Source organism: Mycobacterium sp. SMC-4 (assembly GCF_050205565.1).
In the GTDB taxonomy this organism is placed as follows: Bacteria; Actinomycetota; Actinomycetes; order Mycobacteriales; family Mycobacteriaceae; genus Mycobacterium.
Genome location: NZ_JBNMQU010000001.1, coordinates 185,489 through 207,724, shown reverse-complemented (window position 1 = coordinate 207,724; position 22,236 = coordinate 185,489). Strand labels below are relative to the sequence as shown.

Below are 22,236 nucleotides of genomic sequence, written 5' to 3'. Positions count from 1 at the left end.
AGTGCAGCGGTGGCGCTTCGGGCGGTACTAGAGTCGAACTTGTGTTCGATACTTTGTTCGCCGATCTGCCCGATGAGGGGTTGGTGGCTGCTGTCGAGCAGGCTGCGCGGGAGGAGAATCGGGCCAGTGCGCGGCGTTACGCGGCGATCGCGGAGTTCGTTCACCGCACCGTTGATGAGGACGATGAGCGCGGCGGGTGGGCATTTGATCCGTGGAACAACGCAGCGGCTCATATCGGGGCGGCGCTGTCGGTGGGGCAGCGGCGGGCGTCGGGGCAGATGCGGATCGCAGTAGCGCTGCGTGATCGGTTGCCGAAAGTCGGGGCGTTGTTTTCGGCTGGTTCTTTGAGTGCGCGGTTGATTTCGGAGATCACCTGGCGCACGCACCTGGTCGAAGATCATCGGGTGTTGGCGCTCATCGATACCGCGCTGGCCGAACGGGCGATCCGGTGGGGGCCGTTGTCGGATGCCAAGCTCGTCGGTGCGATCGAGGCGGTGATCGAGCGCTATGACCCGGATGCGCTGCGTCGGGCGCAGGAGATGATCAGAGCGCGGGATTTCCGTATCGGTGCCTGTGATGATCCCAATGAGATCGTGTCGGTGCACGGGCAGTTGACCGCCGGTGACGCTGAGGCTTTCCAAGCGCGGATCGCGGCGCTGGTCAAGGGTTTGTGCGACGACGATCCGCGCACCGCGGGGGAGCGTCGTTCTGATGCCGCGGGTGCCATTGTGCAGGACATCGAGCGCTTGGCCTGCCGTTGCGGCTCCCCGGAGTGTCCGGCGCCTGATCCGGTGTCCTCGCGTGTGGTGATCCAGGTGATCGCCGATCAGGACGCCGTCGATGCCGCCCAGGATTTGATCGCCGCCCAGGACCGCGAGCAGCAGCACAAGCGCAACGAGAACCAGGAACCGGCCGAGGAGACCGTCGAGCCTGCACCGGCCGATCCGGAGTCGCCGGCACCGGAGTCCGTAGTGCGTCAGCCCAACCCGCCCGCGCCTGCTCCCGCCGAGGCTGGGTCAACCGAGGAGCCGGCCGAGGAGCCCGTCGAGGACCCCGCGCCGCGGAAATCCGGTGTGGCGGTCCGCTCGAAGGGGCGGGTCCTGCCGATCCCCGCGTTGGCGGAGGCCATCCGTGGCGGTGCGGTGATCAAGCCGCTGTGGATCCCAGGCCCCGACCCCGAGCCGCACTACCGTCCGTCGGCGAAGCTCGCCGCGTTCGTGCGGGCCCGTGACATGTTCTGTCGGTATCCGGGTTGTGATGTGCCCGCTGAGCATTGCGACATCGACCATGTGGTGCCGTGGCCGTTGGGGCCCACGCATGCGTCGAATCTGAACTGCAAGTGTCGAAATCATCACTTGGCCAAGACTTTTTGGGATGGCTATCGGGATGTGCAGTTGCCCAGCGGGGAGGTCATCTGGACCACTCCGGAGGGTCGCACGTATTCAACGATGCCGGCGAGTCGCCTGTACTTCCCGGCCTGGGATACGACAACCGCACAGCTTCCGCCGATGGCGCAGCCGCCGCCGGGGCTGCTGCGCACCGGCAAGATGCCCAGACGGCGCCGTACCCGCGCCGCTGAGAACGCCGCGCGCATCAAAACCGAACGCGAACACAACGCAACCCAACGCGCCCTCGAGCGCGAACGGATGCGCGCCCGAACCGAGACGGCGCGGCAACCCCAGCGCCAGCCGAAACCTCAACCCGACTACGGCGCCGACCCGCCGCCCTTCTAGAACTCCCCGAGGTAGAACCGCGCGCCCTGATCGTCAGTGCAGAGCGCGGACTTCCCGTACGGCTGCTGCGACGGCTCCTCAATGACGGTGCCCCCGGCTGCCCGGACGCGTGCCACCGCCGCGTCGATGTCGGCGACAGTCCACATCGGCACGACCACCGCCTGAGCGGCCCCGCCACCGACACCCGCCATCGGGTGGGTGTCCTGCACACCCCAGCCGTCCTCGATATGCCCCGGCTCGAACGCCCAGAACAGGAGCCCGCTGTAAAACGCCTTGAACACAGAAGAATTCGGCACCTGATAGGTGATGTAGGACAGCTCGCCCGGGCCCCCACCGTTGAGCAGCGGCCGCGGCTCGCCGGCTCGCGGGGTGTACACGGCGAACGGCAACCCCTGCGGATCGGTCGCGTTCACGACCTGCCCGAAGTCGAGACGCTCCACATCCCCGACGGCTCCGCCTGCGGTCCGAATGCTGTCGCGGGCGGCATCGACATCGGTCACCGCGTAGCAGCACACCAACGTGTTCGGGCCGGACACGATCCGGATCCGCTGCCCGACGTTCGTGACCGCCCGCGTCTGCGCGTCGATAGTCCAGCCGAGTACCTGGCCGTAGAACGCGGCCGCGCGTTCCGGATCGGGTGACGACACCGCGACGTATCCGACATCGCCGTGCTGGATGGGCACGAGGGCACCGGTGACCGGACCGGTGAGCATCCAACGGTGTCCGAACGGGTCGATCACAGCGGCGTTGCGCGTGCCGTGCGACTCGTATGGTTCGCGCTGCACCTGCGCCCCGAGTTCGGCGGCCCGACGCAGCGTCGCGTCGGTGTCGGCGACCGGCAGCATCAAGCTCACCGAAACCGACTGTGGTAAAGGGGCTTTCAGTCCGATCTCCGGATATTCGTCGGCCAGGTACATCGTCCCGCCCGGCAGCGACAACTCCGCATGGCCGATCCGGCCGTCGTCCATCTCGACGGGCTCGCCGACCAGCGTGGCGCCGAATGCGTCGATGTACCAGGAGATGGCGGCGCGGGCGTCGGCGACGGTCAGGTAGGGGACCGCGGCGGGCCGCGAAATGGGGACCGCGGCGGGCCGCGAAATGGGCACCGCGGCTCCTGTCGAGGTCGGCCGGGACAATTCAGCCAGAGCACTGTCGGTACCGCTCATGATCACTCCTTGGGATCGGTGGGGTAGCGAGGCGGCAGCTTCGAGCCGCGCTCGCAGTCGGCGCGCGAACTCCGGGTCCGGCGCCACGGGGAAGTCGCCGCCGCGCAGCACGTCCAGCGGATCGTGTCCGGTCACGGCAGTCCTCCTTCCGGGTGTGGGTAGTGCGCTCGAAACGCTCGTCGGGCGCGCACCAGCAGAGCCTCGGTCGCGTGCACGGTGCGACCGATCAAGTCGGCGCACTCAGGCACCGTGCAGTCGTCGAGGTACCGCAGCGCCAGCACGGTCCGGTGCTGCTCGGGCAACCGGGCCAGCACCTGCTCGGCGACGATCCGGTCCAGTTCGACGTCCCAGTCGTCGGCCGGCTCGACCGGTTCCGGCACATCGGCCACCGGCACCGGGATCCGCGCTCTGCGGTAGTGGTCGGCCAGCTTGTGGCGCGCCACCCCGATCAGCCACGGCACGCTGAACTCAGGCGGTGACGGTTTCCGCGCAGCGTCCATCGCCGCGAGGAAGGTCTCCGACGTCAGGTCCTCGGCCGTCCCGCGGTCACTGCAGCGCCTGACGAAGTACCCGTAGACGGCGGGGAGGGCCTCGTCGTACAGCGCGAGCAATTGGGATGGGGCGCTCACACCCTTATCGTCGCCGTCAGGCCCCGGACTCCGACACCCCGATTTCCAGACCGGACAAACCCGAGGCCAGCATGTCGAACGCGTCGCCCAGTGCGGCGCTCAGCGCCACCGACTCGTCGGCCAACCAATGTTCGTAGGCTGACAGCGACACGGCGAGCATCGTCCACGCCACGGTCTGGGGCATCAGCTCGGTCGCCTGCACGCCGAGGCGCGCGGCCACGAACTCCGCGATCACGCCGCGCCAGCCCGCGTACATCGTCATCGAATATGCCTGCAGTGCTTCGGTTTCCAGGATCAGTCTCATTCGTTGCCGGTGGCGGTCGGCGTCGTCGAAGTCGTTGAAGGCCAGCAGTGCGGTGCGCAGCGCGTCGCGGATCGGCACGTCCGAATCGACCTCGGCCAGCAGTGTCCGCATCAGGTCCAGGTGCGCGTCGAAGTCGCCCCACGGCAGCGCGTTCTTCGACGGGTAGTAGCGGAACAGTGTCCGGCGGGCGATGCCGGCGGCCGACGCGACGTCGTCGACGCTGACGTCGTCGAACCCGCGGGCCATGAAGAGGTCGATCGCGACGTCGCTGATGTGCTGCCAACTGGTGGACCGGCGGCGACCCACGCGGGGTTTCGTGGCACTCATCGCGACCCCTCTTCCGTTTCGGCACTCGATGCCATATTGTTAGCGACCTGCGTCACAAAAGTCGAGACCCGTCCACGGAAAGGTGACATTTGATGGATCAGAATCAGAACGCCCAGAGCGACGAGCTGGTGACCGAGAGCCTGGTCGAGGAAGTCTCGATCGACGGGATGTGCGGGGTCTACTGACCGTGAGTGCGCCGACTTCTTTCGATGCGGGCCGACGCTGGCGGTTGCATCCGCAGGTGGCGGTCCGCCCTGAGCCGTTCGGCGCGCTGCTCTACCACTTCGGGACCCGCAAGCTGTCGTTCCTGAAGAACCGGACGATCGTCGAGGTGATCAACTCGCTGGGTGATCACCCCGACGTTCGGTCCGCCTGCCGCGCCGCCGGTGTCGACGACGACGCCCAGGCGCCCTACCTCCATGCACTGGGCGTCCTTGCCCAGTCCAAGATGCTTGTCGCGGAAGAGGATCGATGACTGTCACTGCACCGGTACCCCGGCTGGTCGACCAGTTCGAGCGTGGTTTGGACGCGCCGATCTGCCTGACCTGGGAGCTGACCTACGCGTGCAACCTGTCCTGCGTGCACTGCCTGTCCTCGTCGGGCAAACGCGATCCGCGTGAGCTGACGACCCAACAGTGCAAGGACATCATCGACGAGCTCGAACGCATGCAGGTGTTCTACGTGAACATCGGCGGCGGCGAACCGACGGTGCGCAGCGACTTCTGGGAACTCGTCGACTACGCCACCGAGCATCACGTCGGCGTGAAGTTCTCCACCAACGGTGTCCGGATCGACAAAAAGGTCGCCGCCAAGCTCGCCGCCAGCGACTACGTCGATGTCCAGATCTCCCTGGACGGAGCGACCGCCGAGGTCAACGACGCCGTGCGCGGCCCCGGATCGTTCGCGATGGCCGTGCGCGCACTGGAGAACCTGCGCGACGCCGGCTTCAAAGACGCCAAGATCTCCGTGGTGGTGACCCGTCACAACGTCGGCCAGCTCGACGACTTCAAGGCCCTGGCCGACGCCTACGGCGCCACCCTGCGCATCACCCGCCTGCGTCCGTCCGGCCGCGGCGCCGACGTGTGGGACGAACTGCATCCCACCCCCGCGCAGCAGGTCGAGCTCTACAACTGGCTGGTGGCCCATGGTGAGCGCGTGCTGACCGGCGACTCGTTCTTCCACCTGTCCGGTCTCGGCGAGCCGGGTGCGCTGGCCGGCCTGAACCTGTGCGGTGCGGGCCGGGTGGTGTGTCTAATTGATCCGGTCGGTGACGTCTACGCCTGCCCGTTCGCCATCCACGACAAGTTCCTCGCCGGAAATGTGTTGCGCGACGGCGGTTTCGACACGGTCTGGAAGCACTCGGAACTGTTCCGCGAGCTGCGCGAACCGCAGTCGGCGGGCGCGTGCACCGGCTGCGGGCACTACGACGCCTGCCGTGGTGGCTGCATGGCCGCCAAGTTCTTCACCGGTCTTCCGATGGACGGCCCGGACCCCGAATGCGTGCAGGGCTACGGAGAACCGGCTCTTGCGCTCGAACGTGACAAGCCCAAACCGAGCGTGGACCACTCCCGCTCGGGCGGCCGCAAGCCGAAGGGCCCCATCCCGCTCACCCTGCTGAGCGCGCCTCCCCAGCGCCTGGTCGGCGCCGGCGCGCCTCCGAAAAAATTCTGCAACGAAAGTCCTGTGTAACCCCCCATGGCACGTGATACCTGGTTCGAAACCGTCGCCATCGCCCAGCAGCGGGCGAAAAAGCGGCTCCCGAAGTCTGCCTACTCGTCGCTGATCTCCGCCAGCGAGAAGGGCGTCACGGTCACCGACAACGTCGAGTCCTTCGCCGAACTCGGTTTCGCGCCGCACGTCATCGGCGCCACCGAGAAGCGCGACATGGCGACAACCGTGATGGGACAGGACATTTCGCTGCCGGTCATCATCTCGCCGACCGGTGTGCAGGCCATCGACCCCGAGGGTGAGGTCGCGGTTGCCCGCGCTGCCGCCGCCCGCGGAACCGCGATGGGTTTGTCGTCCTTCGCGAGCAAGCCGATGGAGGAAGTGACCGCGGTCAACGACAAGATCTTCTTCCAGATCTACTGGCTGGGCAGCCGCGACGACATCCTCGCGCGCATGGAGCGTGCGCGGGAGGCCGGCGCGAAGGGCCTGATCCTGACCACCGACTGGAGCTTCGCGCACGGCCGGGACTGGGGCAGCCCGAAGATCCCGGAGAAGATGGACCTCAAGACGATGATCCGGATGTCGCCGGAGGTCGTCACCAAACCGCGCTGGTTCTTCAGCTTCGCCAAGACGCTGCGGCCGCCGGACCTGCGCGTGCCCAACCAGGCGCGGCGCGGCGAGCCCGGCCCGCCGTTCTTCGAGGCCTACGGACAGTGGATGGGCACGCCGCCCCCGACGTGGGAAGACGTGGCCTGGCTGCGCGAACAGTGGGGCGGTCCGTTCCTGCTCAAAGGCACCGTGCGCGTCGACGACGCCAAACGTGCTGTGGACGCGGGTGTTTCGGCCATCACGGTCTCCAACCACGGTGGCAACAACCTCGACGGCACCCCGGCGGCCATCCGTTGCCTGCCCGCCATCGCCGACGCCGTCGGAGACCAGGTCGAGGTGTTGCTCGACGGTGGTGTCCGCCGCGGCAGCGACGTCGTCAAAGCCGTCGCGCTGGGCGCTCGGGCGGTCATGATCGGCCGCGCGTACCTGTGGGGTCTCGCGGCCAACGGACAGGCCGGTGTCGAGAACGTCCTGGACATCCTGCGTGGTGGCATCGACTCGGCGCTGATGGGTCTGGGCAAATCCTCGATCCATGAGCTGACACGGGACGACGTGCTGATCCCCGAGGGCTTCACCCGCACCCTGGGCGTGTAGCCCGCTGGTGCCAACGGGGCGCAGGGGGCGCGGGTGAACCCCGCGCGAAATCTCTTGCTCCGGTGGGCGAACAATCGGCGCGTAACAGGTGAATTCGGCCTACCATCGTCGCGTGGCTTTCCCCAGCGAGCTCGGAAACTCGACGTCGCGGCAGCTACACGACAAGTCTCCTGCACTCATCGTCCCGGTCGGGTCCACCGAGCAACACGGACCCCATCTGCCCCTGGACACCGACACCCGCATCGCATCGGCGGTCGCTGACGCGTTGACCGCCCGGCTGCGCGCGGCAGGCACCGGACCGTGGCAGGTCGCGCCCGCGGTCAGCTACGGCGCCAGCGGGGAACACGAGGGATTCGCGGGCACGGTGTCGATCGGCACCGCCGCGCTGACCGAGCTGCTGGTGGAGTTCGGCCGCTCCGCGTGCCGGTGGGCGTCACGGCTGGTGTTCGTCAACGGTCACGGAGGCAACGTCGCGGCGCTGCGTGACGCCACCGCGCTGCTGCGTTCCGAAGGCCGCGACGCCGCCTGGTGTTCGTGTGTGTCGCGCGACGCCGACGCGCACGCCGGCCACACCGAAACATCGGTGCTGCTGCACATCGCTCCTGCGGTCGTGAGCATGCCAGACTCGGTGCGCGGCAACGTGGCGCCGCTCGCCGAGCTGATGCCGGCGCTACGTGCCGGTGGCATGGCCGCGGTGAGCCCGATCGGGGTGCTGGGGGACCCGACGACGGCGTCCGCAGAGGACGGGAGCAGAATCTTCGCCGAGATGGTGGACGCGTGCTGGACGCGCGTGGCACGCTGGCGGCCAGACAGTGGGGGGATGCTGACATGACCGGCCCGCGTCTCCCGGACGGGTTTGCCGTCCAGGTGGACCGGAGGGTGCGCGTGCTCGGGGAGGGCGCGGCGTTGCTCGGGGGTTCACCGACCAGGCTGCTGCGGTTGGCGCCGGCGGCACAGACGATGCTGCACGGCGGCAGGCTCGAAGTCCGCGACGCGCTCTCCGCGCAGCTCGCCCGGACCCTGCTCGACGCCACCGTCGCCCATCCGCGGCCGTTGAGCGGTCCCTCGCATCAGGACGTCACCGTCGTTATCCCGGTGAAAGACAATCATTTCGGACTGATGCGCCTGGTGTCCTCGCTGCGGGGCCTGCGCGTCATCGTCGTCGACGACGGCTCCGCGCAACCGGTTCGCGAAGCCGACTTCGAAACCATGCACTGCGCGGTGCGAGTTGTACGCCACCCGGTCAGCAAAGGCCCTGCTGCCGCCCGCAATACCGGCCTGGCGGCGTGCGACACCGACTTCGTGGCGTTCCTGGACTCCGACGTGGTGCCTCGTCGCGGCTGGCTGGAGGCTCTGCTCGGCCATTTCTGCGATCCCGCGGTCGCGTTGGTGGCCCCGCGCATCGTCGCGTTGAATCATTCCGACGGCGTGGTGGCACGCTACGAGGCGGTGCGCTCGTCGCTGGACCTCGGCCTACGCGAAGCGCCCGTGGTGCCGTACAGCACCGTCTCCTACGTCCCGAGCGCCGCGATCATCTGCCGCCGCGAGTCGCTGCGCGACATCGGTGGGTTCGACGAGATGCTGACCTCCGGCGAAGACGTCGATCTGTGCTGGCGGCTCAACGAGGCCGGTGCCCGCCTGCGCTACGAGCCGGTCGCCACCGTCGCCCACGACCATCGCACCGACCTGCGGAAGTGGTTTGCGCGCAAGGCGTTCTACGGCAGCGCCGCAGCACCGCTGGCCATCCGGCACCCGGACAAGACCGCGCCGCTGGTGATCTCGGCACCCACACTGGCGGCCTGGCTGTTGGCCGCGCTGGGCTCGGGTCTCGGCTATGTGGCGTCGCTGCTGGTGGCGATTTTCGCCGGACGACGGGTCGCCAAGACGCTGTCCGGGGTGCCGGCCGAACCGATGGAGGTCGCCGGCGTCGCCGCGCAGGCCATGTGGGCGGGCGCGACGCAGCTGACCGCGGCGATCTGCCGGCACTACTGGCCACTGGCGCTGCTGGCGGCGTTGTCGTCGCGAAGGTGCCGGCAGGTGGTGCTGGTCGCGGCGGTGCTCGACGGGGTGTACGACTGGCTGATGCGCACCGGACGCGTCGACGACGACGTGCAACGGGTCGGGGTGTTGACCCATGTGCTGCTCAAGCGACTCGATGACATCGCCTACGGGGTGGGGCTGTGGAGCGGCGTCGTGCGGGAGCGGCACGCCGGTGCCCTCAAGCCGCAGATCCGGCGCTGAACCCCTTTCATGACCGATGTTCTGATCGTTGGTGCCGGTAGCGCGGGTTCCGTGCTGGCCGAGCGCCTTTCCGCCGATGAGCGCTGCACCGTCACCGTCGTGGAGGAGGGGCCGAGCGCGACCGACGAGCGGGCCGCCCACCACATCGCCGACGGACTGCGTCTGCCGATCGGGCCCGGCAGCCCGGTGGTGCGACGCTATCCGACCGTGCTGACCGACGCTCCTGTACGCACCGCCGAGATCATGCGCGGCGCGGTGGTCGGCGGTTCCGGCGCAGTCAACGGCGGCTACTTCTGCCGCGCGCGGCCCGACGATTTCGACAGCTGGGAGAGCCCAGGGTGGACATGGGCCGACGTGTTGCCGCACTTCCGGGCGATCGAGCACGACCTGGATTTCGACACGCCCGCGCACGGTCGCAACGGCCCCATCCGGGTACGTCGCGTCAGCGAATTCGACGGTGCCACCGCGTCGTTCGTCGAAACGGCGCTTGCTGCCGGCTACGCGTGGATCGACGACCTCAACACCGAGCGACCGCTGCCGGCGGGCGTGGGGGCGGTGCCGCTGAACATCCACGACGGCCAGCGGGTGGGCCCCGGTGGTGCGTTCCTGCAGCCGGCGCTGGCGCGCCCCAACCTGACCCTGCTGACCGACACCCGGGTGCAGCGGCTGCTGTGGCGCGACACCACGGTGATCGGTGTGCAGGTTGCCGGGCCGGCCGGGATCGTCGAGCTGCGAGCCGACCGGGTCGTCCTGTGCGCCGGCGCGCTCGAGACCGCCCGCCTGCTCTTGACGTCCGGGATCGGCCCGTCACCGATGCTGCAGGCCGCGGGGATCGACGTCGTCGCCGACCTGCCCGTCGGGGTCGACACCGTCGACCACCCCGAGTGGGTGCTGCCGGTGGCGTGGACGCCAACCCGTGCTGTACCGCCGCTCGAAGCGGTCCTGACCACCGAAGACGACGTCGAAATCCGGCCCTACACAGCGGGATTCGGCACCATGGTGGGTGCGGCGGCCGGGCCGACCGATCACCCGCATCTCGGTGTGACGTTGATGCGTCCGCAGTCGCGCGGGAGGGTCGCCCTGGTCGGCGCCGAGTTCGTCATCGAGCACCGCTACGACAGCGTGCCCGAGGATGTCGAATCACTGCGCACTGCAACAGTACTCGCGGGTGAGCTGGCCGACGGGGCGGTATGTGGCGAGCCGTCGTGGGCAACGTCGCAGCATCTGTGCGGGACCGCGAAGCTGGGTCACGTCGTCGACGCCCGGTGCCAGGTGTTCGGTGTCGACGCCCTGTCAGTCGTCGACGGCTCGATCCTGCCGGTGATCCCCAGCCGCGGACCGCACGCCACCATCGTCATGATCGGCCACCGGGCTGCGGAATTCTTCGCGTGAACCACGGCGCAGCGGCGCCCACTGCCTGCCGTCGCGTCCGGGCGACCACACCGCGACGAACAGAGCGCCGGTCAACACCACCAGCGCCAGCACCGTCAGCGCCTGACTCATCGAGTGCAGAAAAGCGTCCTCTGCCAGTCGCGCCAACTCCGTGCCCTGCGGTCCCATGCGCTCGGCCATCGACAGCGCATACGCCAGCGAATCGGTGGCGCCCGAGCGGATCTCGTCAGGGAACGCCGACAGCTTGGGCGCCAGCGACGAGTGATACACCGCGGCCAGGATGGATCCGGCGGCCGCGATGCCGACGGCCGCGCCGATTTCGCGGGTCGCGTCGTTGACCGCCGAGGCGACGCCCTGCTTCTCGTCCGGGGTGGCGTTCATGATCGCCGACGTCGTTGGTGCAGTGCACAATCCGATGCCGGACGCGAGGAGCAGCATCGGCCACATCAGGTCGATGAACGCAGAGCCCCCGTCCAGGAACTTCATCAGGTACAGGCCGATCGCCATCAGCAGCAGACCCGCAGTCACCGCGGCGCGCAGTCCGACCTTGGGTAGGTACAGGTGCAGGGTTCCGCCGAGGATGAGCACGGGAACGGCCAACGGCGACAACGCGAACGCGGTCTCCAGTGCGGTGTAGCCCATCACCAGTTGCATGAACTGCATCGCGATGAAGAAGAAGCCGAAATTGGCGATGAACAGGAACGTGATGCCCACCGCGCCGGTCGCGAAGTCGGGCCGGCGGAACAACCGCACGTCGAGCAACGGATGCGTGCGCCGCAACTGCACCGCCGCGAAGGCGGCCGCCAGGGCCAGACCGCCGCCGATGCAGCCCAGGACGGCGGGGTCGGTCCACCCGCGCGCCGGCGCCTCGACGATGCCCAGGACGAACACGGCGATCGCGGTGGCGATCAACCCGGCGCCCAGCCAGTCGATCGGGGTGGCGGTCTCGTCGCGGGAGGAGCCGATGGTCAGGGTCAGCACGAACATCAGGGCAGCGGCGCCGGCGAAGCCGTAGAAGATCGACTGCCACGAGAAGAAGTGCAGCACCAGGCCGGTGCCGAGGAATCCGAAGATGGCCCCGGACCCGGCGACGCCGGCCCAGATTCCGACCGCCTTGTTGCGCTCGGCCTTGGGGAACGCCGCGGTCAGCAGTGACAGGGTCGCGGGCATGATGAACGCCGCGCCCACGCCGGCGACGGCGCGTGCCACGATGATCTGTGTCGGGCTGTCGAGCACACTCGGCGCCAGTGAGGCCACCGCGAAGATCGCGAGTCCGACCAGCAGGGCGCCGCGCCGCCCGTACCGGTCCCCGAGGGCACCCGCCGGCAGCAGCAGGCAGGCCAGCGCCAGCGTGTAGCCGTCGACGATCCAGGTGAGCTGACTCTGCGTCGCTGAGGTCTGCAGCGCGATGTCGGGCAGCGCGGCGTTGAGTGCGACCATCGACGCGATCACCAGCAGGACGTCGATGCTGGCGATGGCGAGCAGCCACACCCGCCGACGATTGGACAGGGTGGCGATCTGGGCGTCGATATCCTGAGCGGGTCCGGTGACGGTGACCATGACGTCTCTTCCAGCAGGAGGTTCAAGACTGTTGGTCTCGAAAACGTTTCACGAGACTAACAGTCTCGTTGCAAGACCAATAGTCTCGTGGAGGTTCCCGTTGTCGAACTGGGAGAAACCATGACCGCCGAGAACGGTGATCCGCGGCCTGCGCGCTCACGCGCGCGTCTGCTCGATGCGGCCACGACGCTCCTGCGTGCCGGCGGCCCCGGCGCGGTGACGATCGAGGCGGTCACCCGCCAGGCCAATGTCGCCCGCGCGACCTTGTACCGCCACTTTCCCAGCGGCAACGACCTGGTCGCCGCCGCGTTCACCGGCCTGATCCCGCCGCCGCCGATGCCGCCGGAACGCGGCACCCTGCGCGAACGACTCGAAGCGATCGTGGTCGGATGGGCCGACTCGATCGCCGAAGCGCCGACCACCCTCACCGCGATGGCGTGGCTGTCACTGGGCCCGGACATCACCGGGGTACCCCACGCGGCGGGAACTCAAGTGCGCTCACTGCGCGAACGCATCGCCGAACAGTACTCAGCGCCGTTCGACGCCGTCTTCGGCAGCGCCGATGCCGCCGAACAACTCCTGCCGGTCGATCGCACGACCGCGTTCGCGCTGCTGATCGGCCCGCTGGCGTTCGGGCGCATCAGCACGCTGACCGACTTCGACTACCGCGCCGTGGCCGTCGCCGCCGTCGACGCCTTCCTCAACACCTACACAAAGGCGGCTCAGCGCACCGAGTAACGGATCGGCAGGTGCTTGAGCCCGCCGACGAACGTCGTCGCCGACAGCTGGGGCTCGCCGGCCAGCTCGATCGACTCCAGCCGGGGCAGCAGCTCGGTGAACAGGCTGTTCATCTCCATGCGGGCCAGCGCGGCGCCGAGGCAGAAGTGCACGCCGTAACCGAACGCCACGTGCTTGTTCGGGTCGCGGCCCACGTCGAAGCGGAACGGCTCGTCGAACACCTCTTCGTCCCGGTTGCCCGACACGTAGGCCAGGTAGACCGACTCGCCCTTCTTGATCGGCACGCCGCGCACCTCGGTGTCCTCGGCGGCGGTGCGCATGAACTCCTTGACCGGCGTGGACCAGCGGATCATCTCCTCGACCGCGGTGCCCATCAGGCCGAGGTCGCCCTGCAGCCGCGCCAGCTGGTCCGGGTTCTCGATCAGCGCGAGCAGCCCGCCGGAGATCGCGTCCTTGGTGGTGTCGTGGCCGGCGCTGGCGACGATGACGTAGTAGGACAGCGTGTCCACGTCGGTCATGAGCTCGCCGTCCACCCGGCCGTTCGCGATCGCCGACGCCAGGTCGTCGGTCGGATTCTCGCGCCGCGACGCGGTCAGCGCCGCGAAGTAGTTGAAGAAGTCGGTGAGCACGGCCATCTGCTCTTCGGGGGTGGTGCCGCGCTTGTACTCGTCGTCGTCGCCGCCGAACATCTCCTGGGTCAGCATGTGCAACCGGCCGAAGTCCTCCTCGGGCAGGCCGAGCAGCGACAGGATGACGTACAGCGGGAAGTTCACCGCGATGTCGGTGACGAAGTCGCACTCCGGGCCGATGTCGCGCATCTTGTCGACGTAGCGTTTCGCCAGCTCGTCGACCCGCACCTTCAGGTCGCGCATGGCCTTCGGCCGGAACCAGTCGGCGCCGATCGCACGCACCTTGCGGTGGTGCGGGTCGTCCATGTGGATCAGGGTGCGCAGCCCGAGCCCCATCTCGAGTTGGGCCTTCGCCAGATCGTCGGCCTGCGCGGTGGCCAGCAGTGGTCGCGGCTCGGACAGCCACAGGTCGTTGGCCCGCTCGATGGCCATGATGTCGGCGTGCTTGGTGATCGCCCAGAACGGTCGGTACGGCCCGTGCTCGACGTAGGCGACAGGGTTGTGCGCGCGCAGGTGTGACAGGGCGGCGTGCAGCCGCGCGTCGTCGGCGTAGGCCTTGGGATCGGCCAGCACCTTCGCGGCTTCGTCCATCGTCGGTGTGCTCATGGGGCTCCTCACACAGGGCAGTACTTGACGGGTGTCAAGCACAGTCTATGTGATCGGCGCCACTTGTCGAGGGGCGGGCTACTGTCAAACGTCATGCCGAAACGAGCGCTCGCCGCGCTGGTCGTGTTGCTCCTCGTCGCCGCCTGCACGGCCGAGACGCCGGAAGCGGCGCCGGCCGACCCGGCCGTGGTGCAGACGGCGACGGGTGCGGTGCGCGGGGTCGACGAGACCGGACACCGCGTCTTCCGGGGCATCCCGTACGCGGCGCCACCCGTGGGACCGCTGCGGTTCGCGCCGCCGCAACCAGCTCCGACGTGGGACGGCGTGCGTGACGCCGAGCGGGACGGACCCCGGTGCATCCAGGCGCCCAGCGGAGAGCCGGAGTTCGGCAGGCAGACCGACGAGGACTGCCTGACGCTGAACGTGTGGGCGCCGACGCAGCGCGACCAACCCGGAAAACCCGCGGCCGTGATGGTGTGGTTCCACGGCGGCAGCTTCGTCGCCGGCGGCGGCGGGATGTTCGACGCCGCATGGCTCGTCGAACGCGGCGACATCGCAGTGGTCACCGTCAATTACCGGCTGGGCGCACTGGGCTTCCTCGCGCATCCGGCGTTGGGCCCGCCCGGTGCCGTCGGCAACTACGGGCTGGCCGACCAGCAGGCGGCGCTGCGCTGGGTGCGCGACAACATCGCCGCGTTCGGCGGAGATCCCGCCCGGGTGACGATCGCGGGGGAGTCCGCCGGCGCGATGTCGGTCTGCGACCACCTCGTCGCCCCGGAGTCCGAGGGCCTGTTTCACGGCGCGATCGTCATGAGCGGACCGTGCGCGGCGCAGGCCGCGCTACCCGACGCGCAACGCATCAGCCTCGACTACGCCGCCGCGGCCGGGTGTCCGGACGTCGCCGCCGCGGCCGCCTGCCTACGCGGCCTGCGGGTGGACAAGCTGCGTGAGCCGGTCTGGTACAGCCGGCTCGGCGGTGCCCAGTTGTCCGGTCCCGCCACCGGTTCTGCGGTGCTGCCCATCGATCCGATCGACGGCGCCGCCGACGGACGTGCCGCGCGGGTGCCCGTCCTGATCGGCACCACCCGCGACGAGTTCACCCTGTTCGCCGGGCTGCGTTACCTCACCGACGGGGAGCGTTACGGTCCCGAGCGCTACCGGCCGCTGCTCGAGGAGGCGTTCGGCGCCCGCGCAGACGCCGTCCTCGCGCGGTATCCGGTGGACCGCTACGGCGACGTCGCGCTGGCCTACTCGGCCGCGGCGACCGACGGACTGTTCAGCTGTGTCGCCGCCCGCCTCGCCGACGACCTGGGCCGTCGCGCACCCGTCTACGCCTACGAATTCGACGACCGCACCGCGCCTGCCCCCGAGCCGCTGGCCACGCTCCCGTTCCCGGTGGGCGCCAGCCATTCGCTGGACGTGCGCTACCTGTTCGACGTCGGGGGAGCTCCCGGCCTCACGCCCGCGCAGCAGGAATTGAGCCACCGGATGATCGATCACTGGAGTGAATTCGTGCGCACCGGGGAACCCGGACCCGAGTGGCCCGAACTGCACGCCCCCGATGGGGCACACTGGATGACACTGCATCCGGACGGCAGCCGGGTCGACGGCGATTTCCTGCGGGAGCACCAGTGCGACTTCTGGTCCGCAGCCGGTTGACCAGGGATTTGGTTGAGCGCCCGATCTCAGGCATACTGTTCGGGTTGCCTTGAGCCAGGTTCGCCTGGCCGGGCATGCGACCGGCGCCCTTCGGGGCGCTTCCGGTCCCCAACCTCGATCGCGACAATATCGACGCGGTGGAGTGTGCGTACGGGCGACACACCCGACCGCGGGGGCCGGTGAACCACAGACAGGTAAACAGCGGCGGCACAGCCAGGCCCACCGGGCCGCGGGAGTTCCCGATGGCGTGGGGCCACTTAGTAGTGAGGTAGGAGAAGCGTGGCGGGACAGAAGATCCGCATCAGGCTCAAGGCCTACGACCATGAGGCGATCGACGCCTCGGCGCGCAAGATCGTCGAGACCGTCACCCGGACGGGCGCCAGCGTGGTCGGCCCGGTGCCGCTGCCGACCGAGAAGAACGTGTACTGCGTCATCCGCTCTCCGCACAAGTACAAGGACTCGCGGGAGCACTTCGAGATGCGTACCCACAAGCGGCTGATCGACATTCTCGACCCGACGCCGAAGACGGTGGACGCTTTGATGCGCATCGATCTGCCGGCCAGCGTCGACGTCAACATCCAGTAGGAGCTCAACAGAAATGGCACGTAAAGGCATTTTGGGCACCAAGCTGGGCATGACGCAGGTGTTCGACGAGAACAACAAGGTCGTGCCGGTGACGGTCGTGAAGGCCGGGCCCAACGTCGTGACGCGCATCCGCACCGCGGAGCGCGACGGTTACAGCGCTGTGCAGCTCGCCTACGGCGAGATCAGCCCGCGCAAGATCAACAAGCCGCTGGCCGGCCAGTACGCCGCCGCCGGTGTCAACCCGCGCCGCCATCTCGCCGAGCTCCGGCTCGACGACGAGGCCGCCGTGGCCGAGTACGAGGTCGGTCAGGAGCTGACCGCCGAGATCTTCGCCGACGGCAGCTACGTCGACGTGACCGGCACCAGCAAGGGCAAGGGCTTCGCCGGCACCATGAAGCGGCACGGCTTCCGCGGCCAGGGCGCGAGCCACGGCGCCCAGGCCGTGCACCGCCGGCCGGGTTCGATCGGTGGCTGCGCCACCCCCGGCCGCGTGTTCAAAGGCACCCGCATGTCAGGCCGCATGGGCAACGACCGCGTCACCACGCAGAACCTGAAGGTGCACAAGGTCGACGCCGAGAACGGCGTGCTGTTGATCAAGGGTGCGATCCCCGGACGCAACGGTGGACTGGTGATGGTCCGCAGCGCAATCAAGCGAGGCGAGAAGGCATGACTCTGAAAATCGAGGTACGGACGCCCGCAGGCGCCACGGACGGCTCCATCGAGCTGCCCGCGGAGCTGTTCGACGTCGAACCCAACATCGCGTTGATGCACCAGGTGGTCACCGCGCAGCTGGCAGCGGCCCGCCAGGGCACGCATTCGACCAAGACCCGCGGCGAGGTTCGCGGCGGCGGCAAGAAGCCGTACCGCCAGAAGGGCACCGGCCGCGCCCGTCAGGGCTCGACCCGCGCACCGCAGTTCACCGGCGGTGGCACCGTGCACGGCCCGAAGCCGCGCGACTACAGCGAGCGGACCCCGAAGAAGATGATCCGCGCCGCGCTGCGCGGTGCGCTGACCGACCGGGCCCGCAACGGCCGGATCCACGCGGTCACCGAGCTCGTCGAGGGGCAGACCCCGTCGACCAAGAGCGCCAAGACGTTCCTGGGCAGCCTGACCGACCGCAAGCAGATCCTCGTGGTCATCGGCCGGGCCGACCAGAACAGCGCCCTGAGCGTACGCAATCTGCCTGGCGTGCACGTCATCTCGCCGGACCAGCTCAACACCTACGACGTGCTCAAGGCCGACGACGTGGTGTTCAGCGTCGAGGCACTGAACGCGTACATCGAGGCCGGCACCAAGCAGCAGGAGGTTTCCGCCTGATGGCCACCGTGACCGACCCCCGCGACATCATCCTCGCGCCGGTGATCTCGGAGAAGTCCTACGGGCTCATCGAGGACAACGTGTACACGTTCATCGTGCACCCCGACTCGAACAAGACGCAGATCAAGATCGCCATCGAGAAGATCTTCAACGTCAAGGTCGCGTCGGTGAACACCGCCAACCGGCAGGGCAAGCGCAAGCGCACCCGCACCGGTTACGGCAAGCGCAAGGACACCAAGCGCGCCATCGTGACGCTGGCCGCAGGCAGCAAGTCCATCGACCTGTTCGGAGCGCCGGCCTAGCCGGCAGGGAGATTTAGAAGATGGCTATTCGCAAGTACAAGCCGACGACCCCCGGTCGCCGCGGTTCGAGCGTCTCCGACTTCTCCGAGATCACTCGTGATCATCCGGAGAAGTCGCTGGTTCGCCCGCTGCACGGCAAGGGCGGCCGCAACGCACACGGCCGGATCACCACCCGGCACAAGGGCGGCGGCCACAAGCGCGCCTACCGCGTGATCGACTTCCGTCGCCACGACAAGGACGGCGTCAACGCCAAGGTCGCGCACATCGAGTACGACCCGAACCGCACGGCGAACATCGCGCTGCTGCACTACCTGGACGGCGAGAAGCGTTACATCATCGCGCCCGAGGGTCTCAAGCAGGGCATGGTCGTGGAGTCCGGCGCCAACGCCGACATCAAGCCCGGCAACAACCTGCCGCTGCGCAACATCCCCGCCGGTACGGTCATCCACGCCGTGGAGCTGCGCCCGGGCGGCGGCGCGAAGCTGGCCCGCTCGGCCGGTGTCAGCATCCAGCTGCTCGGCAAGGAAGGCTCCTACGCCTCGCTGCGTATGCCCTCCGGTGAGATCCGCCGCGTCGACGTCCGCTGCCGCGCCACCGTCGGCGAGGTCGGCAACGCCGAGCAGGCGAACATCAACTGGGGCAAGGCCGGCCGCATGCGCTGGAAAGGCAAGCGGCCCACCGTCCGTGGTGTCGTGATGAACCCGGTCGACCACCCGCACGGTGGCGGCGAGGGCAAGACGTCCGGTGGTCGTCACCCGGTCAGTCCGTGGGGCAAGCCCGAGGGCCGCACCCGCAAGCCCAACAAGCCGAGCGACAAGCTCATCGTCCGACGCCGGCGCACCGGCAAGAAGCGCTAGGTAGGAGCCACAGATGCCACGCAGCCTGAAGAAGGGTCCGTTCGTCGACGACCATCTGCTCAAGAAGGTCGACGTCCAGAACGAGAAGAACACCAAGCAGGTCATCAAGACCTGGTCTCGCCGGTCGACCATCATCCCGGACTTCATCGGTCACACCTTCGCCGTCCACGACGGACGCAAGCATGTCCCGGTGTTCGTCACCGAGGCGATGGTCGGGCACAAGCTGGGCGAGTTCGCTCCCACCCGCACCTTCAAGGGTCACATCAAGGATGACCGGAAGAGCAAGAGGCGATGACTACAGCGATTGAATATCCGTCAGCGTCGGCGACGGCGCGCTACGTGCGTGTCTCGGCGACCAAAGCCCGCCGGGTCATCGACCTGGTCCGGGGCAAGAGCGTCGAGGAAGCCCTCGACATCCTGCGGTGGGCGCCGCAGGCCGCCAGCGAGCCGGTCGCCAAGGTGATCGCCAGCGCCGCGGCCAATGCGCAGAACAACGAGGGCCTCGACCCGACGACGTTGGTGGTCGCGACCATCCACGCCGACGAGGGCCCCACCGCCAAGCGCATCCGTCCGCGCGCCCAGGGCCGGGCCTTCCGGATCCGCAAGCGGACCAGCCACATCACGGTGATCGTGGAAAGTCGACCGAGCCGTTCCGACCGCGGCGCCTCGGCTTCGGCGGCGCGCGCGCGTCGTGCTCAGGCCAGTAAGGCAGCCAGCTCGAAGGGAGGCTCGGAGTAGTGGGCCAGAAGATCAATCCGCACGGCTTCCGCCTCGGCATCACCACCGACTGGAAGTCGCGCTGGTACGCCGACAAGCAGTACGCCGAGTACATCAAGGAAGACGTCGCGATCCGCAAGCTGCTGGCCACCGGCCTGGAGCGGGCCGGCATCGCCGACGTCGAGATCGAGCGCACGCGTGACCGCGTCCGGGTGGACATCCACACCGCACGTCCGGGCATCGTGATCGGTCGCCGCGGCACCGAGGCCGACCGCATCCGCGCCGACCTGGAGAAGCTGACCAAGAAGCAGGTCCAGCTGAACATCCTCGAGGTGAAGAACCCCGAGTCGGTGGCGCAGCTGGTCGCCCAGGGTGTCGCCGAGCAGCTGAGCAACCGTGTGGCGTTCCGCCGCGCGATGCGCAAGGCCATCCAGTCGGCGATGCGTCAGCCCAACGTCAAGGGCATCCGGGTGCAGTGCTCGGGTCGCCTCGGCGGCGCCGAGATGAGCCGCTCGGAGTTCTACCGCGAAGGTCGGGTCCCGCTGCACACGCTGCGCGCGGACATCGACTACGGCCTCTACGAGGCGAAGACCACCTTCGGCCGCATCGGCGTGAAGGTGTGGATCTACAAGGGCGACATCGTCGGTGGCAAGCGCGAGCTGGCCGCCGCCCCCGCCGCGGACCGTCCGCGTCGCGAGCGCCCGTCGGGCACTCGCCCGCGTCGCAGCGGTGCGTCGGGCACGACCGCCACCAGCACTGACGCCGGCCGCGCTGCCGAGGCTCCTGCCGTCGCGGAAGCGACCCAGGGCACCGAGGCGGCTGCCGGCGCGACCCAGAATACGGAGAGCTAGCATGCTGATCCCTCGCAAGGTCAAGCACCGCAAGCAGCACCACCCCAAGCAGCGTGGCATCGCCAGCGGCGGCACGCAGGTGAGCTTCGGCGACTACGGCATCCAGGCGCTCGAGCACGCCTACATCACCAACCGGCAGATCGAGTCCGCTCGTATCGCCATCAACCGGCACATCAAGCGTGGCGGCAAGGTGTGGATCAACATCTTCCCGGACCGTCCGCTGACCAAGAAGCCCGCCGAGACCCGCATGGGTTCGGGTAAGGGTTCGCCGGAGTGGTGGGTGGCCAACGTCAAGCCGGGTCGCGTGCTCTTCGAGCTGAGCTACCCGAACGAGGAGATCGCCCGCGCCGCACTGACGCGTGCGATCCACAAGCTGCCGATCAAGGCACGCATCGTCACCAGAGAGGAGCAGTTCTGATGGCCGTCGGCACCACGCCGGGTGAACTGCGCGAGCTCACCGACAACGAACTGACCGACAAGCTGCGCGAGTCCAAGGAAGAGCTGTTCAACCTGCGCTTCCAGATGGCCACCGGACAGCTTGCCAACAACCGCCGGCTGCGCGTCGTGCGGCAGGAAATCGCACGGGTGTACACCGTGCTGCGCGAACGTGAGTTGGGTCTGGCCGCCGGACCCGGAGGTGAGGAATCCTGATGGCAGATAGCGACCAGAAGGGGGCGAAGTACACGCCCCGCACGGAGCAGCCGCGCGGCCGCCGCAAGACGGCCATCGGCTACGTCGTCTCCGACAAGATGCAGAAGACCATCGTGGTCGAGCTGGAGTCCCGGAAGAGCCACCCGCTCTACGGCAAGATCATCCGCACGACCACGAAGGTCAAGGCCCACGACGAGAACGAGGCCGCCGGTGTCGGCGACCGCGTCTCGCTGATGGAGACCCGTCCGCTGTCGGCCACCAAGCGCTGGCGGCTGGTCGAGGTCCTCGAGAAGGCCAAGTAGTACCGATCATTCGGAGAGACCCCCGTATGCCCTTTCGGCAGCGGGGGTTTTCTCGTTGAGCCGGGTGGCGATCCCGTCGAGAATCAACCGCAGCCCGGAGCGGAAGTCGGCGCCGCGGTCGTCGGCTCCGTCGAAGACCCCGGCGCGTAGGGCGGCCGCGAGCGCCGGGTGACGGTCGGCGTCGACGAACTCCCGCAGCAGCGCCGGATGGTCGAAGGCGTCGTGCTGTGCGCCGGCGGCCAGATCCAGCGCCGCGGAGCCGCGGACGAAGTGCAGGATCGCCATGACGGCGGCGAGCTTGTCGTGCTCCGACAGGCTCGTCGGGCCCATGGTGGCCAGCCCGGCGTCCAGCCACGCGAGCTGCCCGGGATCGACGGGCGGTCCGGCGGCCGCCTCCAGGATCCATGGGTGCCGGTGGTAGACGTCCCACAGCCCGTGCGCCCAGTCGGTCAGGTTGTGGCGCCACTGGGCTGACTCGGCGGGGTCGGGAGGGGGACCGGGTGCGGCGGACACCATGAAGGTGACCAGTTCGTCCTTGTTCGCGACGTGGCGGTAGAGCGACATGGTGCCGCACCCCAGCCGCTCGGCCAGGCGGGCCATGGACAGGGCGGCAAGACCGTCGGAGTCGGCGATCTCGACGGCCGCCTCGACGATGCGTTGCCGGCTCAGCCCGCGCGTCCGCGTTCCGCTGTCGGGATTTCTCCACAACGCCTCGAGGGCACGCGGGATGGGGCGATCCGGGGTCATGAAGGCCACCATAAGGCTTGTTCCGTCTGCTGCGTATGCCATACGCTTTTGC

Annotated in this window: 27 protein-coding genes; 21 read left to right on the top strand and 6 right to left on the bottom strand. The window is 68.6% G+C overall.

The features are described from left to right. Positions 1-41 precede the first annotated feature (41 nt). Positions 42-1,733: a DUF222 domain-containing protein gene (locus ACQI46_RS01030; protein ID WP_427092084.1), complete on the top strand. Its 1,692-nt coding sequence runs from the start codon at positions 42-44 to the stop codon at positions 1,731-1,733. Here the strand turns inward: ACQI46_RS01030 and ACQI46_RS01025 are convergent. Genes ACQI46_RS01025 through mftR form a run of 3 tightly spaced genes read right to left on the bottom strand, consistent with a single transcriptional unit; the run spans position 1,730 to position 4,159 of the window. Beyond that, positions 1,730-3,034 (bottom strand): VOC family protein, encoded by a 1,305-nt coding sequence (locus ACQI46_RS01025; RefSeq protein ID WP_427092083.1) that lies wholly within the window; start codon positions 3,032-3,034, stop codon positions 1,730-1,732. The genes ACQI46_RS01030 and ACQI46_RS01025 overlap by 4 nt on opposite strands. After that, on the bottom strand, positions 3,031-3,528 hold the full coding sequence (locus tag ACQI46_RS01020; protein WP_427092082.1) for an RNA polymerase sigma factor: 498 nt from the start codon (positions 3,526-3,528) through the stop codon (positions 3,031-3,033). The genes ACQI46_RS01025 and ACQI46_RS01020 overlap by 4 nt, the downstream gene beginning before the upstream one ends. Positions 3,529-3,544: 16 nt before the next feature. Then, positions 3,545-4,159 (bottom strand): mycofactocin system transcriptional regulator, encoded by a 615-nt coding sequence (gene mftR, locus ACQI46_RS01015; protein WP_427092081.1) that lies wholly within the window; start codon positions 4,157-4,159, stop codon positions 3,545-3,547. 92 nt (positions 4,160-4,251) lie between these two features. Between mftR and mftA the strand changes: the two genes are divergently transcribed. The 7 genes from mftA to mftG all read left to right on the top strand — a co-directional run bounded on the left by mftA (position 4,252) and on the right by mftG (position 10,663). Then, positions 4,252-4,344 carry a mycofactocin precursor MftA gene (gene mftA, locus ACQI46_RS01010; protein ID WP_427092080.1) on the top strand — a complete coding sequence of 31 codons (93 nt, stop codon included), beginning with the start codon at positions 4,252-4,254 and terminating at the stop codon, positions 4,342-4,344. Beyond that, positions 4,329-4,634, top strand: coding sequence for a mycofactocin biosynthesis chaperone MftB (gene mftB / locus ACQI46_RS01005; protein ID WP_427092079.1), 306 nt, complete (start codon positions 4,329-4,331; stop codon positions 4,632-4,634). Before mftA ends, mftB begins: the two co-directional genes overlap by 16 nt. After that, complete coding sequence (gene mftC, locus ACQI46_RS01000) at positions 4,631-5,848, top strand: mycofactocin radical SAM maturase (RefSeq protein ID WP_427092078.1); 1,218 nt, start codon at positions 4,631-4,633, stop codon at positions 5,846-5,848. The genes mftB and mftC overlap by 4 nt, the downstream gene beginning before the upstream one ends. Positions 5,849-5,854: 6 nt before the next feature. Next, positions 5,855-7,030: a pre-mycofactocin synthase MftD gene (gene mftD / locus ACQI46_RS00995; RefSeq protein WP_427092077.1), complete on the top strand. Its 1,176-nt coding sequence runs from the start codon at positions 5,855-5,857 to the stop codon at positions 7,028-7,030. 88 nt (positions 7,031-7,118) lie between these two features. After that, positions 7,119-7,862: a mycofactocin biosynthesis peptidyl-dipeptidase MftE gene (gene mftE / locus ACQI46_RS00990; protein WP_427092076.1), complete on the top strand. Its 744-nt coding sequence runs from the start codon at positions 7,119-7,121 to the stop codon at positions 7,860-7,862. Beyond that, complete coding sequence (mftF, locus tag ACQI46_RS00985) at positions 7,859-9,271, top strand: mycofactocin biosynthesis glycosyltransferase MftF (RefSeq protein WP_427092075.1); 1,413 nt, start codon at positions 7,859-7,861, stop codon at positions 9,269-9,271. Before mftE ends, mftF begins: the two co-directional genes overlap by 4 nt. A 9-nt stretch (positions 9,272-9,280) precedes the next feature. Continuing rightward, entirely contained in the window at positions 9,281-10,663 is a 1,383-nt protein-coding gene (mftG, locus tag ACQI46_RS00980; RefSeq protein WP_427092074.1) for a mycofactocin dehydrogenase MftG, read from the top strand. On the opposite strand, the gene ACQI46_RS00975 is transcribed toward mftG, so the two are convergent. Then, complete coding sequence (locus ACQI46_RS00975) at positions 10,565-12,223, bottom strand: MFS transporter (protein ID WP_427092073.1); 1,659 nt, start codon at positions 12,221-12,223, stop codon at positions 10,565-10,567. The two genes, mftG and ACQI46_RS00975, sit on opposite strands and share 99 nt — an antisense overlap. Before the next feature lie 120 nt (positions 12,224-12,343). Between ACQI46_RS00975 and ACQI46_RS00970 the strand changes: the two genes are divergently transcribed. Further along, complete coding sequence (locus ACQI46_RS00970; RefSeq protein WP_427092072.1) at positions 12,344-12,961, top strand: TetR/AcrR family transcriptional regulator; 618 nt, start codon at positions 12,344-12,346, stop codon at positions 12,959-12,961. Here ACQI46_RS00970 and ACQI46_RS00965 read toward each other — a convergent pair. Further along, positions 12,946-14,196, bottom strand: coding sequence for a cytochrome P450 (locus ACQI46_RS00965; protein WP_427092071.1), 1,251 nt, complete (start codon positions 14,194-14,196; stop codon positions 12,946-12,948). The genes ACQI46_RS00970 and ACQI46_RS00965 overlap by 16 nt on opposite strands. A 93-nt stretch (positions 14,197-14,289) precedes the next feature. Between ACQI46_RS00965 and ACQI46_RS00960 the strand changes: the two genes are divergently transcribed. The 12 genes from ACQI46_RS00960 (at position 14,290) to rpsQ (ending at position 21,437) form a co-directional block, all read left to right on the top strand. Further along, the gene (locus ACQI46_RS00960) at positions 14,290-15,855 is read left to right on the top strand and encodes a carboxylesterase/lipase family protein (protein WP_427092070.1); all 1,566 of its coding nucleotides are present in this window, start codon (positions 14,290-14,292) and stop codon (positions 15,853-15,855) included. Positions 15,856-16,134: 279 nt separating this feature from the next. Continuing rightward, the gene (gene rpsJ, locus ACQI46_RS00955) at positions 16,135-16,440 is read left to right on the top strand and encodes a 30S ribosomal protein S10 (RefSeq protein ID WP_003883485.1); all 306 of its coding nucleotides are present in this window, start codon (positions 16,135-16,137) and stop codon (positions 16,438-16,440) included. A 13-nt stretch (positions 16,441-16,453) separates the two neighbouring features. Then, positions 16,454-17,110 (top strand): 50S ribosomal protein L3, encoded by a 657-nt coding sequence (gene rplC, locus ACQI46_RS00950; protein ID WP_427092069.1) that lies wholly within the window; start codon positions 16,454-16,456, stop codon positions 17,108-17,110. After that, the gene (rplD, locus tag ACQI46_RS00945) at positions 17,107-17,757 is read left to right on the top strand and encodes a 50S ribosomal protein L4 (protein ID WP_427092068.1); all 651 of its coding nucleotides are present in this window, start codon (positions 17,107-17,109) and stop codon (positions 17,755-17,757) included. Before rplC ends, rplD begins: the two co-directional genes overlap by 4 nt. After that, on the top strand, positions 17,757-18,059 hold the full coding sequence (gene rplW / locus ACQI46_RS00940; RefSeq protein WP_370487912.1) for a 50S ribosomal protein L23: 303 nt from the start codon (positions 17,757-17,759) through the stop codon (positions 18,057-18,059). The genes rplD and rplW overlap by 1 nt, the downstream gene beginning before the upstream one ends. A 20-nt stretch (positions 18,060-18,079) precedes the next feature. Further along, positions 18,080-18,916 carry a 50S ribosomal protein L2 gene (rplB, locus tag ACQI46_RS00935; protein ID WP_427092067.1) on the top strand — a complete coding sequence of 279 codons (837 nt, stop codon included), beginning with the start codon at positions 18,080-18,082 and terminating at the stop codon, positions 18,914-18,916. Between the two features lie 13 nt (positions 18,917-18,929). Further along, the gene (gene rpsS / locus ACQI46_RS00930) at positions 18,930-19,211 is read left to right on the top strand and encodes a 30S ribosomal protein S19 (protein ID WP_003892827.1); all 282 of its coding nucleotides are present in this window, start codon (positions 18,930-18,932) and stop codon (positions 19,209-19,211) included. After that, positions 19,208-19,654, top strand: coding sequence for a 50S ribosomal protein L22 (gene rplV / locus ACQI46_RS00925; protein ID WP_427092066.1), 447 nt, complete (start codon positions 19,208-19,210; stop codon positions 19,652-19,654). The genes rpsS and rplV overlap by 4 nt, the downstream gene beginning before the upstream one ends. Beyond that, positions 19,654-20,484 carry a 30S ribosomal protein S3 gene (gene rpsC, locus ACQI46_RS00920; RefSeq protein ID WP_427092065.1) on the top strand — a complete coding sequence of 277 codons (831 nt, stop codon included), beginning with the start codon at positions 19,654-19,656 and terminating at the stop codon, positions 20,482-20,484. The genes rplV and rpsC overlap by 1 nt, the downstream gene beginning before the upstream one ends. A 1-nt stretch (position 20,485) precedes the next feature. Then, positions 20,486-20,902 (top strand): 50S ribosomal protein L16, encoded by a 417-nt coding sequence (gene rplP, locus ACQI46_RS00915; protein WP_098002470.1) that lies wholly within the window; start codon positions 20,486-20,488, stop codon positions 20,900-20,902. Then, the gene (gene rpmC, locus ACQI46_RS00910) at positions 20,902-21,135 is read left to right on the top strand and encodes a 50S ribosomal protein L29 (RefSeq protein ID WP_427092064.1); all 234 of its coding nucleotides are present in this window, start codon (positions 20,902-20,904) and stop codon (positions 21,133-21,135) included. Before rplP ends, rpmC begins: the two co-directional genes overlap by 1 nt. Next, positions 21,135-21,437, top strand: a complete 303-nt coding sequence (gene rpsQ, locus ACQI46_RS00905; protein WP_427092063.1) for a 30S ribosomal protein S17 — start codon at positions 21,135-21,137, stop codon at positions 21,435-21,437. The genes rpmC and rpsQ overlap by 1 nt, the downstream gene beginning before the upstream one ends. Positions 21,438-21,443: 6 nt before the next feature. Here rpsQ and ACQI46_RS00900 read toward each other — a convergent pair whose 3' ends face one another. Next, entirely contained in the window at positions 21,444-22,184 is a 741-nt protein-coding gene (locus ACQI46_RS00900; RefSeq protein WP_427092062.1) for a TetR/AcrR family transcriptional regulator, read from the bottom strand. Positions 22,185-22,236 lie beyond the last annotated feature (52 nt).